The sequence below is a fragment of the Nonomuraea sp. NPDC050540 genome (assembly GCF_044457485.1).
Lineage (GTDB): Bacteria > Actinomycetota > Actinomycetes > Streptosporangiales > Streptosporangiaceae > Nonomuraea.
On sequence record NZ_JBITHA010000020.1, the window covers coordinates 83,726 to 96,609 of the forward strand.

Annotated in this window: 8 protein-coding genes; 1 reads left to right on the top strand and 7 read right to left on the bottom strand. The window is 72.5% G+C overall.

Annotated elements, in window-relative coordinates; all coding sequences use genetic code 11:
- Positions 1-24: 24 nt before the first annotated feature.
- The 7 genes from ACIBI5_RS45055 to ACIBI5_RS45085 form a co-directional block, all read right to left on the bottom strand.
- Positions 25-3,561: a CDP-glycerol glycerophosphotransferase family protein gene (locus tag ACIBI5_RS45055; RefSeq protein WP_397256576.1), complete on the bottom strand. Its 3,537-nt coding sequence runs from the start codon at positions 3,559-3,561 to the stop codon at positions 25-27.
- A gap of 39 nt (positions 3,562-3,600) precedes the next feature.
- The gene (locus ACIBI5_RS45060; protein WP_397256578.1) at positions 3,601-6,975 is read right to left on the bottom strand and encodes a CDP-glycerol glycerophosphotransferase family protein; all 3,375 of its coding nucleotides are present in this window, start codon (positions 6,973-6,975) and stop codon (positions 3,601-3,603) included.
- A 100-nt stretch (positions 6,976-7,075) separates the two neighbouring features.
- Positions 7,076-8,536: a hypothetical protein gene (locus ACIBI5_RS45065; protein ID WP_397256580.1), complete on the bottom strand. Its 1,461-nt coding sequence runs from the start codon at positions 8,534-8,536 to the stop codon at positions 7,076-7,078.
- Entirely contained in the window at positions 8,499-8,924 is a 426-nt protein-coding gene (locus ACIBI5_RS45070) for a GtrA family protein (protein WP_397256582.1), read from the bottom strand. Before ACIBI5_RS45070 ends, ACIBI5_RS45065 begins: the two co-directional genes overlap by 38 nt.
- Before the next feature lie 2 nt (positions 8,925-8,926).
- A complete protein-coding gene (locus ACIBI5_RS45075) occupies positions 8,927-9,265 on the bottom strand; it encodes a DUF2304 domain-containing protein (protein ID WP_397093576.1) in 339 nt (112 codons plus the stop codon).
- Positions 9,262-9,999 (bottom strand): glycosyltransferase family 2 protein, encoded by a 738-nt coding sequence (locus ACIBI5_RS45080; protein WP_397256584.1) that lies wholly within the window; start codon positions 9,997-9,999, stop codon positions 9,262-9,264. The genes ACIBI5_RS45075 and ACIBI5_RS45080 overlap by 4 nt, the downstream gene beginning before the upstream one ends.
- A 16-nt stretch (positions 10,000-10,015) precedes the next feature.
- Complete coding sequence (locus ACIBI5_RS45085) at positions 10,016-11,977, bottom strand: arabinofuranosyltransferase (RefSeq protein ID WP_397256585.1); 1,962 nt, start codon at positions 11,975-11,977, stop codon at positions 10,016-10,018.
- 170 nt (positions 11,978-12,147) lie between these two features.
- Between ACIBI5_RS45085 and ACIBI5_RS45090 the strand changes: the two genes are divergently transcribed.
- Positions 12,148-12,870 (top strand): polysaccharide deacetylase family protein, encoded by a 723-nt coding sequence (locus ACIBI5_RS45090; protein ID WP_397256587.1) that lies wholly within the window; start codon positions 12,148-12,150, stop codon positions 12,868-12,870.
- The last annotated feature ends 14 nt before the right edge of the window (positions 12,871-12,884 follow it).

Genomic DNA, 12,884 nt, shown 5'->3' on the forward strand with positions numbered 1-12,884 from the left:
TGGCCACTCAGGGTCGGGAACCGATTACTCTCTGGAACTACTGGAAGATGTCCATGCCGCTTCTTGACCATCCCGGAAGACTCGGCCGAAGATCCGGCTCACCACGCGCGCCGTCGCGCCGCCGTCGTCGAGCTCGCAGAACCGCTCACGGAACCCCCGGTACGCCGCCGCGTACCCGGCCGCGACGGCGTCGAGGTCGGCCAGCGCCCCGATCAGCGCCTCGGAGTCGCGCACCAGCGGCCCCGGCGCCCCCGCCTCCAGGTCGAAGTAGAACCCGCGCAGCTCGTCCCGGTAGCGCTCCAGGTCGTAGGTGAAGAAGACCATGGGCTTGCCGGTGACCGCGAAGTCGAACATCACCGAGGAGTAGTCGGTGACCAGCGCGTCGGCGGCCAGGTAGAGCTCGGCGACGTCGGGGTGGCGGGTCACGTCCACCACGAACCCGTCGCCGGCCGGGATCCCGGCGGTGACGTTGCTGTGCCCGCGCACCAGCAGCACCGTGTCCCCGCCCAGCTCCGCCCTGGCCCGGTCGAGGTCGATGCGCAGGTCGAAGCGGTAGCGGCCGTGCGCGTGCTCGTCGTCGCGCCAGGTCGGCGCGTAGAGCACGGCCCGCTTGCCGTCGGGCACGCCCAGCGCCCTGCGCACCGCTCTGCCGCGCTCGTCGGCGCCGGGCGCGAGCAGCGCGTCGTTGCGCGGGTAGCCGCACTCGACGACCTCGCCCTCGAAGCGGAAGGCCCTGCGCATGATGGGCGTGCTGAAGGCGTTGGGCGAGACCAGCAGGTCCCACTGGCGCACGTCGGCGGCGAAGCGCTCCAGGTAGGCGGCGCCCTCCGCGCTGAGCACGGCGTCCATGTCGAACCCGATGCGCTTCAGCGGCGTACCGTGCCAGGTCTGCGCGTAGACCTGACCCGGCCGCTTGCGGAACCAGGCGGGCAGCGTGCTGTTGGCCACGATGTAGCGGGCCGTGGCCAGCGCCTCGACGTGCTCCCTGCTGCCACGCACCACGGACCGCGCCCCCACCGGTACGGCGAAGCGTCCCTCCCTGCGCACCCAGACGAGGTCGAGACCGCTGCCGGCCAGCGCCTCGAAGATGGCCCGCGGGCTGTCGGAGCACTGCTTGCCCTCCCAGCTGTCGAACACGACGCACTCGCGCACCGGCTCGCGGCGCAGCGCCGGGTAGACCTCCTGCTCCAGCAGGCGGCGGGCGTACCGGCCGCGTTCGTCGTCGGCCAGCGCCTGCCTGACGTTGAGCAGGAGCGCGCCGGTGGCGGACGAGCGCGGCGCGAACTCCAGGTCGTCGTGCACCCGGGCGGCGGGCAGGGGCGCCGCCCCGTCCGTGACGACCGGGCCGCCGCGGTCGTCGAGGAGTTCCCAGGCGCCGGGCAGCATCCCGGCCGGGTTCAGCACGGCGCGGAAGCGGTCGTCGTCCCAGGTGACCTCGAACGGGTGGGCGTCGCCCTCGATCCGCCGGCCGGCCCGCAGTCCGGCGGGGCCGCCGAAGTGGTGTCCGGTGACGACCAGTTCGCCGGCGGCCGTCCAGTGGGCTTCGGCCAGGACGGGGCGGTGGGGGCGCAGGACGAGGTCGGCGGAGCCGTACCCGGTCTGGGTGAGGACCGCTTCCTGCTCGCCGGCGCGCACGCGGACGGGCGGCAGGTCGTCGGCGGCGAGCGGGAGTTGTTCCTCGCCCGCCTCGAAGGACAGGCTCCAGCGGCTGTCCTCGCCCTCCCACAACATGGGGTCGGCGAGCGGGCTCCTCGGCGGGTCGGCGAGCTCGGCGGCGGGGATCGTCACGGTGAAGGCCTGGTGGCGCTCGTCCTCGGGGGTGAAGGCGGCCGGGCGGCGCACCTCGGCCCCGTCGCGCCGCCTGGTGGCCACGAGGACCGGCGGCTCGGCGCTGGCCAGGCGCCTGATCCAGCCTTCGACGAGCAGCCCGTCCTCGACCGGACGGCAGGCGGTGACGACCGCTTTCGGCTTGCGGACCCGGATCTGGAAGCGTCCCGCCTCGGTGAACAGCGGGCGTACCCAGCAGCGCTCGCCCACCGCGCGGGCGGCCGGGCGGCGCTCGGCGACGTCGGGCGACAGACCGGCGAGGCCCTCCCTGGCCTGTCCCCCGGCGGTGACGGCCACGCGCAGTTCCCACGTGCCGGGAGCCCAGCGCTCCCCCGTCTTCAGTACGCCTGCGGGCACCGCGGCCGTGAAGCCCGCCCAGTCGAGACAGACGTGCGACTGCCCGGAGGCGGCGGTGACGTCGGGCCGCCGCTCGCGCGTGAGCTTGAGCGTGAGGCGGGTGCCGGAGCGGGTGTCCTGCAGCCACGCGCGCAGCCCGTCGCGCTCGGCCATCTCCAGCCGCTCGATGTAGGCGTGGCCGCGGATGCGCAGGGTCTCGCCGTGCCAGGCGGCCGCGTCGACCTTGGCGCGCAGGGACAGGTCGCGCTCGGCGCGCAGGAGCGGCTCGGGCAGCCGTGCGCCGGTCTCGGGCAGGTCGTGGAGCAGACGGCGGCGCAGCAGGCCCCGGCGCACGATGCCGGCGGGCTCCTTGGCGCGGCGCTCGGCCTCCAGCGCCCTGAGCAGCCCTTCCAGGTCACCGTCGGCGGCCAGCGAGAACTTCAGCCGGTGGGTGGGGCCGAGCTCGGCGATGACGGCCGCGTCCACCGTGTCCAGGTATCCGGTGGCGAGGTCCAGCAAGGTGCCGCGGTCTTCGGGAGAGGCGGCGGGCAGCGCCTCGATCACCCGCCGGACGTCGCCGATGAGAGCGGTCCGGTCGAAGGCGTTCTTCAGCTCGGGCGCCTCGGCGGCGAAGAAGCCGGCCACCTCGTGCAGGCCGCCGACACGGCTGCGGAGGTTGGCCAGGTCGCCGTCGCGCTGGGTGATGGACGGCGCGCCGGCCCCGTCGCGCTGGCGGTAGTAGTAGACGACGTCCCTGACCACGTCGGCGGTCCCGGCCGCGACGTGGGCGCGCATGGTGACCGGCACGTCCTCGTACAGGCCCGGGGGGAAGGCGAAGCCGCGGGCGTCCCAGAAGGTGCGGCGGAACACCTTGTTCCACGCCGAGCGGTCCCACAGCAGGCGGTTGTCCCTGCGTACGTGGGTGCGGGGTCGGTCGGCGTGGAACAGTCCGCGTGGCAGCCACGAGCGGTGCACGCCGGTCGTGCCGAACGTGCGTACGTCGCCGGAGGCGAGGTCGGAGCCGGTGCTCTCCAGCGAGCCGACCAGCAGGTCGTAGGCCTGGGGCGGCAGGAGGTCGTCGCTGTCGGCGAAGGCGAGGTACTGACCGCCCGCCCGACGCGCCCCGGTGTTGCGCGCCGGCCCGAGCCCCTGGTTCTCCTGCTGGATCAGGAGGAAGCGGGGGTCGCGGGCGGCGTACTCCTTGGCGATGACGGCGCTGCCGTCGGGCGAGCCGTCGTCGACCATGACGACCTCGATGTCGGTCAGCGTCTGCCGGGCGAGCGACTCCAGGCAGGGCCGGAGGTATCGCTCCACGTTGTAGAAGGGGACGACAATACTGATCTTCGGGCAACCCATGGGTCCAGCATCCTGAGGACGTACCGGGCGTGGCGCCGGCATCGCGATCAGCCGGGGCTCCCGTTGCCGAGATTTGGCGTCTCAGCCGAGAATCCGGTCCACCGCCCTGGCCGCGGCGTTGCCGTCGTCCAGGGGGCAGTACTTCTCCAGGAAGGCCGCGTCGTAGCCGACCTCGGCCGCCCTGACCGCCGCGACGAGTTCCCGCGTGGTGGCCGCCACCGGGCCCGGCGTCCCGGCGGCGTAGTCGAGGTAGAGGCCGCGTACGTGGTCGCGGTAGTTGGCCAGGTCGGGCGCGAAGAAGACCATGGGCCTGCCGGTCACCGCGAAGTCGAACAGCGCGGCCGAGTAGTCGGTCACGAACACGTCGGCCAGGCCCAGCAGGTGGGCCATCTCCGGGTAGGCGCTGACGTCGATCGCGAAGCCGGGCTCGCCGAGCGGCTGCATGGCGCCCGCGGCCCTGGAATGGGCGCGGACCAGGAGCACGTGGTCCTCGCCCAGTCCTTCGCGCGTCTCGGCGAGGTCCAGCATGAGGTTCATCCGGTACAGGTCGCCCCGGCCGATCTCGTCGTCGCGCCACGTGGGCGCGTACAGGACGATCTTCTTGCCCGGCGGGATGCCGAGCCGCTCGCGCAGGCCCTCGGCGGGCGGGCGGCGCAGCAGGTCGTTGCGGGGCTGGCCGACCTCGGCGATCTCGCCCCGGTAGCCGAAGGCCCGGCGGAAGACCTCGCTGCAGTACGGGCTGGGCGACAGCAGCAGGTCCCACCTGGCGACGTCGCCGGCCAGACGCCTGGCGTAGTCGATGGCGGCGGGGAACGGGTGCCGCCTGGCGTCGTGCCCGATCGTCTTCAGCGGGGTTCCGTGCCAGGTCTGGACGTATTTCTGGCCCTCGCGGGCGACGAACCACTCGGGAGCGCAGTCGTTGGAGACGATGAGCGCGGCCCTGGCCAGCGCGTCGACGTGCGCGGCGCTGCCGCTGAGCACCGTGCGCACGCCGGGGGGTGGCTCGAACCGGCCGTCCGCGGTGACCCAGACGCACTCCCGCGCGTCGCCCCTGCGGCGCAGCTCCTCGAAGATCGCGCGGGGGTTGTCGGAGTACTGGCGGCCCTCCCAGGATTCGAAGACGGCCAGGTCGAGGGCGGGCAGGGCGCGCAGGCGCGGATAGTCCTTCTCCAGGGCGCGCTGCAGCGCCGCCTTGCCCGTGGCCGCGAGGGCGCGGACCCGCAGCTCGGCCGTGTCCTCCGCGTCCGACTGCAGGCGCAGGTCGTGGGCGTCCACGGTGACCTCGGCGCCCGCCTCGCGCAGCGCGCTGTTGGTGAGGCCGATCGCGGACCGGCCGGCGTCGGTCGCCGCCGTGAGCTGCCAGGTTCCCGGGGCCAGCGGGAGGCTCTGCCCGAAGACCGGCATGGCGGCCGGGTCGAGCTCCACGGTGAAGTTCTGGTCCTCCCACGTCACCGGCAGCTCGTGGACGCCGCCGCCGGCGGTGCGCTCCAGCCGGAAGACGGCGGGCCTGGCCGTACCCCGGTAGTGGCCGCGCAGGGTGAGGGAGCGCGCGTCGGTCCACTCGGCCGACAGTACGGCGGGCCGCCGCTCCCTGCTCGTCGCGGTGAGCGCGCCGGTCCGGGTGGCGCTCAGCCAGCGCTCGCCGCCGGGGGTGGCGCCGGAGCCGTCGGCCCAGTGCTCCGCGGCGAAGATCTTGAAGCGTTCCTTGCCGCTCTCCAGCCACACCGCGCCGGAGAATCCGGCGTCGTGCGGGATGAGGACGCGGAAGGCGGTCCTGTCCTCGCCGCGCAGGAACTCCACCGGCAGCCGGGTCGTGGTGTCGGCCGCGGTCAGCTCCCCCGTACGGACCGCGGTGAAGACGCGGCCCCGCAGTTCGAGCCCGCCGGGCAGGTCCGCGCAGGACTCGGCCACGACCCGCACCGCCCTGGCCCGCACCACCAGGTGACCCTTGCTCCTGATCGTCTCGACCTTGGCCGAGCGCGACAGCCAGCGGTTGAGCGACTGGGCGGGCAGCACGCGGGCGGGCAAAGGCAGCGGCAGTTCGGCGTGCGCGCGGCCGTTGCGCACCTCCACCAGGACCTCCCAGGTGGTGGCCGAGCTCGCCGGCGTCCAGAGGCCGGTCACGTCGAGGTCGGCCTCGAAGCCCGAGTCGTCGTAGACGCCCGGCTCGCAGCCGTGGGCCTCGCTGACGTCGGGCCTGCTCACCCTGCGGACCGGCACCTCTACGCGGCGGCCCTCACCGGGCTGCAGCCACATCCGGATCTTGGAGCCCGTGGCGTCGAGCCCCTCGAAGTAGGCGTGCCCGCCGACCCGGAATCCCGCGCCCGCCTCGCTGACCCGGTCGGCCTGCGCGAGCAGGTTCACCTCGGCGGGCCGCACGCGGAACAGCCGCGCGGGCACCCCGCTCTTCCCGCGCAGCGGATGGTCGACGTAGAAGTTGGGCCAGCGCCGCCGGACGGCGAACGCCCGGCCGGTGCGGCGGTCGGTCAGCAGCCTGGTCAGCTCGTCCGCCTCGCGCGTACGCACCAGGTGGTAGGCGAGCCGCTCCAGCCACGGCAGGGACATGGAGACGTCGCGCGGGATCGCGGCCAGCAGCGGCTCCAGCCGGTCGAAGAAGCGGCCGCGGTAGTCGTCGCGGCCGCCGTCGGTGAACTCGAACGCCTTCAGGAACGGCACGAGGTCGCTCCGCAGCACGTGCTCGTCATAGAGCGGCAGCAGCGCGGTGTGGTCGCGGCGCAGGAAGTCGCGCATGGTCTCGATCGTGGAGACGCGGTCCTCCAGGTGCCCGCGCTCGCGCCGGCTCTGCGTGATCGAGCGGGTGCCGGAGTCGCGCTGGCGCCAGTGGTAGACCACGGTGTTCAGGACGTCGACCGTGTCGGCCAGCACGTGCGCGGGGACCGCGACCGGCGTGTCCTCGTAGTAGCCGGCGGGGAAGGCCAGCTCGGCGGCGTCCCAGAACGCGCGCCGGTAGACCTTGTTCCACACGGTCCTGTCGGTCATGAGCACGGGCATGCGGCTGACGTGGGTGCGTTCGACGGTCGCGGCGAACATGTCGGCGTGCAGCGGCGAGCGCCACGTGCTCACCGAGTCGAAGCAGCAGACGTTCCCGCAGGCCAGGTCGGAGCCGGTGCGTTCCAGGCTCTCGATCAGCGTGGCGTACGCCTCCGGCGGCACGTAGTCGTCGCCGTCGGCGAAGGCCAGCAGGCGGCCGGAGGCCAGCGCGATGCCGGCGTTGCGGGCCGGTCCCGGGCCGCTGTGCCGCTGCTGGATCAGCGTGAAGCGGCGGTCGCGGCCGGCGAAGTCCTTGGCGATCACCGGGCTGAGGTCGCTCGACCCGTCGTCGACGCAGATCACCTCAAGATCCGGGAACTCCTGGGCCGCCAGCGAGGACAGGCAGTGCTCCAGGTAGGGCTCGACGTTGTGGAACGGTACGACGACGCTGAGCACAGGCGTCACGAAGCTTCCTCCCGATCGACGTGCAAACCGCATGTCAGCATGGCCAGAAGCGACACGATCACCGGGTCGCTTGGCGGGGAGCAGAGGAAAACCAGGCGATCTATTGACCTTCGCCGGCCGGCCTCCGCAGCCGCTTGGACAGCACCGCCACCAGGATCGGAAGCAGCATGATCCCGATCATGATGGGCGCGGCCATGTACCTGAACAGCTGCGCCGGGATGGCCGCCGTCACCGCGAGCTGGTGCCCCGCCACGACCACCGCCAGCACGAGCGCCGCCTGCCGCCGTCCGGCCCAGGCCAGCGCGGCCGCCGCGGCGTAGACCAGGTAGCACCAGGTCGCGCCGCGCCACAGCAGCCACTCGAACTGCTCGGTCAGCGACAGGCCCCTGACGAAGACCGCGGCGTCGTGCAGCGTCTGCGAGAGCGGGCGCGTGGCCAGGATCGGCCGGTACGGGCTGGCCGCCATCGTCTGGCCGGAGGCGCGCCAGCCGTACAGGTCTTCGGGGACGTTGGGCATGCCGACGAGCACGCGCTCGCCCGGCTGGGCGGGGAAGGCCACCCAGGCCACCGAGCCGCGGCAGAGCCGGGCGGCGGTGACCGCGTCGGGGGCGCGCTTGATCAGCCGCACCCACAGGCCGACGAGCTTCTTGTAGAGCCGGTCGGCGCGGGCGACGTCGAAGCCGGCGCTGAGGGTGGTGTCGGCGTTGAGGCAGTTGGCGTTGGACTTCCAGTGTTCCAGGGGCGCGATCCGCGCCATCAGCGCCAGGTCGCGTTCCTGGAAGGCGGCGGGACGGCGGGCGTAGGTGACGGCGATGTCGGAGTAGGCCGTGGCGTAGCTCAGCCAGGGGCGGACCGGGTCCACGCTCATGGCGGGATACGCGTAGGCGGTGACCAGGTAGACGGTCGCCAGGGGGACGGCGGCGGCGCCGGCCAGCCGTACCCGCGTCCCGGAAAGCAGGATGACGGCGAGGGCGAGCGCGATGGCGGCGAACAGGAAGCCGTTGTTGCGCAGCAGGCACAGCACCAGCACTTCCACGCCCAGCGCGACGATCAGCGGCCACGAGCGGCGGCGCAGCGCCAGGCGGCCCAGCGTCGCCGTCATGAGCACCAGGACCAGCGCGAACGGCACGTCCTTCCACACCGTGACCACGAACGTGCCGGTGGCGGGCAGCGCGGCCACCGCGAGTGCGGCGGCCAGGCACCACGCCCACGGGACGCCGAAGTCGCGCACCACGCACGCGAGCACGGCCAGCGTGAGCGCGGCGGCGGCGGCCTGGACGAGGGTGAGCGCGGCCAGGTCGCCGGTCGCGGCCAGCGACAGCCACACCAGCGCGTCGTAGAGGACCGAGTGGTCGGCGCGCCAGTTGCCGGTCGTCACCTGCCACACGTAGGTGATGGAGTCCCAGCTCATCAGGCCGGGATAGAAGGCCGCCCACCACAGCAGGTAGACGGCCAGGCAGCCGGTGAAGACGAGGGCGGGCAGCCGGTCGATCCTGGACGGCTTCGCCGCGATCGCGGTCCGCTCAGACGGGGACGCTTGGATGGTAGTCAGGTCGCTCACTCCGATGGCTCACCGCGGGGAAGACCCAGTAGCGGCAGAGGACGAAATTGACGGCCACGCCCACGCCGACCATGGCGGTCTTCGCGACCAGGTAGTGCGTGCCGAGCTCGACCAGCCCGAGCACGCCGACCAGGGTGAGACCGTAGTTGACGGCGCACAGCGTGCAGTAGCGCAGAAACTGGCGGCGCATCCGGCCGGGCGCGGCGGCGAAGGACACCGACCGGTTGAGCGCGAAGTTGACGACGAGCGCCAGCAGGAACGCCAGGAGGGTGGCCGGGGCCAGGCCGACGGCCAGGACGCTGTGCAGCAGGTACAGGGTGCCGAGATCGACGGTGTAGCTCAGCCCGCCGACCAGCAGGAAGCGCAGCAGGCTCCTGAGCGTGGTCATGCTCAGCGGTGCTCGCGGCTGGACAGTCGCAACAGGGCGACCTCCTCGGCCAGCGTCCGCGTACGCTCCTCCAGGCGGCCGAGCTCCGAGCTGAGCTGCACGTTCACTCCCAGAAGCACGAGGCTGCCGAGGAAGAACAGCAGGTTCGCCGGCACCTGCACGCCGAGCATCGCGGCGGCTCCGGCCAGCACCTCGGGGAACAACGCGATCACCACGATCACCCCGGCGAGCAGCACCCAGAACGTGGCGTACTTCTCGCGCAGCTTCCTGCGGCGCAGCATCTCGAAGACGATCGAGACCGTGACGACGGCGCCGACCAGGCCCAGCATGTAGACGCTCATACTCCGGCCCTCTCCGGAACCTCGGCGGCGGAGACCGGTTCCCAGCGCCTGATCAGCGCCAGGCCCAGCGCCACACCGGCCCTGACCAGGTAGACGAGCGCGCGAAGGCTCGACTGGCTGGCCGTGCCGTACTCGCGGGGCCGCATCTTGACCGGGATCTGCCTGATCACGCAGCCGCTGCGGACCGCGATGACCAGCGACTCCACGGTGTCGCCCAGGTACTCCACCGGGTAGTGGACGGCGAAGATCGCCATCGCCTTCCGGTTGGCGGCCCTGAAGCCGCTGGTCACGTCGGTCAGCCTGGTCCTGGCCAGACCGGAGACGACCATGGCCAGCAACCGCATCGCCAGGCGCCTGGCGAACTTCGCGCTCGTGTACGTGCCCGCCCCCGCGAAGCGCGATCCGATCACGATGTCCGCCGACTCCACGGCGGCGACCAGCTTGCCGATGTAGCGCGTGTCGTGCTGGCCGTCGGCGTCGACCTGAAGGGCCACGTCGTACCCGCGGTCCAGCGCGTAGCGGTAGCCCGCGCGCATGGCGCCGCCGACGCCGAGGTTGTAGGGAAGGCGGAGCACGGCCACGCCGGTCGCTTCGGCCAGCGCCGCGGTGGAGTCCGCCGACCCGTCGTCCACGACCAGGATGTCGGCGTAGCCGCAGGCCCGTTCCAGCTCGTCGATGACCAGCCGGATCGACTGTTCCTCGTTGTACGCAGGAATGATGATCAGTACCCGCATCGCTTCCCCCTCCCTGTCAGGAAGCATGGGCGTCCAGGGCCGCACACGCTGCGCCTCGGCATGGTCCTGGTTCACTCCTTGCCGAGACTTGACGATCGGGCAGCCTGATCGCGACGACGATCCCGCCGGGCAGGTCGCGCACGACGGCGAAGTGCCGGGGCGAGAACTGGACCGGGGAGAACTGCGCCGTGCTGCCGTCGGCCAGCACGGGCCGCCACGTCCAGGCGGCCTTGCGCGCCCACAGCACGAAGACGTCGATCCCGCCGAACCTGCTCGCCCGCGTGGCCGCGGCGAACCGCTCCGGGTCGGTGATGGCGGCCAGCCGCTGGAGCTCGGCGTACCTGTCGTCCCAGCGCACGACGCTGAGGGCGGCGGTCCTGACCACGGGCAGGTAGCCGGGCCAGGGCAGGTAGGAGTAGAGGCGCTCGTCGACGGCCAGCGTGCGCGGGCGCACGTGCGGGCCGTAGTGCTCGCGGACGGCGCGGCGGATCTCGGCGACGGGGAAGGCCGAGGGCGGCGCCGTGCCCAGCTGACGCAGTTCCTCCTGCCCGGCCGCGCCGGTGGCGGGCATCCTGCCGTCGGGCAGCGGCTCGGCGTGCGCCCTCGCGGCGTGCACGCCCTCGGCGTGCGAGGCGACGGCCGAACCCACCGGCACCGGCGACCAGGCGCGCCACAGGTGGCTGCCGGACCACACGACGCAGACGGCCAGCGCCACCTGCGCCCATGGCTTCACCGGCAGCTTCGGCACGAGCCAGGTCAGCGACAGCACGCCGGAGGCGAGCAGCAGGCCGTGCAGCAGGTGCATGGAATGGTGCGCCATCCCGGTGTGCCCGGTGAACACGAAACCGACGGCGTAGGCCCCCTGGTAGGCGTACGTGCCGGCGATGAGCAGCGCCATCGGCAGGCCCCACCAGGTCCGGTTGCGCAGCACGACCGCGCCGACCAGGCCGGCGGCCTCGACCGCGCCCAGGAAGGAGGGTTGCATGAACGGGAAGGAGGAGGCGGCGACGGCCGGTGTCGCGTACAGGTCCGCGACGTTCTGGCCGCCGGTCGTGGCCAGCGTGACCAGGTACGGCGCCACGTACCAGGCCGAGACGGCCAGTCCGATGGCCACGACCCTGGTGAAGTACCACAGCAGGCCCCACCGGTCGGCGCTCTGCCAGAAGGCGCAGACGACCAGGGCCAGCAGGCCGGCTATGCCGTACAGGAAGAAGCCCAGGTAGAGCTGGACGATGAGGCCGAGCAGCAGCCCCGAGCCGAGCCAGTGCATCCGCCCGCCCGGGCGGGCGGCCAGCGTGCCGAGCGCCCAGGGGATGAAGACGGCCAGTGCGAAGACCTCGTAGGCCTTCCACGGGTAGGAGAACGCGACCAGGCTGAAGACGGCGAGCGCCAGCGCGACCGGGGCGGTGGTGGTGCGTCGCCACAGGGCGTAGGCGGCGACGACGGCGGCGGAGGTCCAGACGATCTCCGCCTCCGCCAGCAGGTGCCAGGCGGGGATGCCGGTGAGCGCGGCGGCGCGGCCGATCAGCCAGGGGTAGAGCGGCGGGTACTCGGCGGCGACGCCCTCCACGATGCCGTCGCTGCTGGCCGCGACCACGCTGAACCTGGTGGCCATCGAGGCCATCCTGGCCATGTCGCCGGAGAGCCCGTCGAAGCCGAACGGCGTGCCGTGCAGGGCCACGCGCATGGCCAGCGCCGTCCACGCGGCGAACGCGGCGGCGGCCACGTCGTAGACGGCCGGGCGCCGCCACATCAGCGCCACCGCGAGCAGGGGTACGGCCAGCATGAAGCCCACGGCCAGCGGGAACAGAGTACCGCGCAGCGTGAACGGGTCGGCGCCGGCCAGAGCGGGCACCAGGAGCGCCGGCGGCAGGAGCACCGTGTACACGCCGAAGGCGACCAGCGCCGCCCTCCCCGCCCGGACCGCGGGCTCCGCGGCGGTTGCGACCGGCGAGAGGCGAGGAGTGAGCAGGCGCACGCCCTCGACCCTCTCGCCGATCGGCGCCGGTGCGCCGCGGATTGACCTCCCGACATACCAATGGTGGGGCAATCAATTCCCCCGGCGGTGATTCCGTCGCACGATGCGAAAAGTGGATATCGCGGATATGCCACACTTGCCGGGGGTTCGCGAAGGGGAGGTGGTGCCCGGTGGTCGGGCGTGGAGTGGCGGTGCCGGCGGGGCTCATGGCGGGACTCGTGGCCGGACTCGTGGCGGGACTCGTGGTGGGAACAGCCCTTCCGGCGATCCCCGCGCAGGCGGCGAAGGTCAACTGCGCGAAGGCCAAGTGCCTGGCCCTGACGTTCGACGACGGACCGGGCAAGACGACGCCCGAGCTGCTCAAGGTGCTCAAGAAGGCGAAGGTCAAGGCGACGTTCTTCGTCATGGGCAAGCAGGTGGAGCGGCGGCCGGCCGTACTGAGGAAGACCGTCGCCGACGGGCACGCGATCGGCAACCACACCTACGGGCACCCGTCGTTGCCCTCGCTCATGGACGAACAGGTCACGACCGAGCTGCGGCTCACGCAGGAGATCGTCGAGCGGGTGGCGGGGATCACGCCGAAGATGTTCCGCCCGCCGTACGGGCACACCGACGAGCGCATCGTGGAGCTGGCCGCGCAGGAGGGCATGTCGCAGGTCATGTGGACCGGCACCACGCTCGACTGGCAGTCGCGCGACGTCAGGAAGATCAAGGCGGCGGTGTTGCGGCTGGCCAGGCGCGACGGGGTCATCCTGATGCACGAGACCGTCCCGCAGACCGTGCGGGCCATGCCGGAGATCATCAAGGAGCTCAAGAAGCGCGGCTACACGCTCGTCACCGTGCCCCAGCTGGCCGGCGGCAAGAAACTCGCGCCGGGAATGGTATATCCGTAATAGCCGGGTAGGGT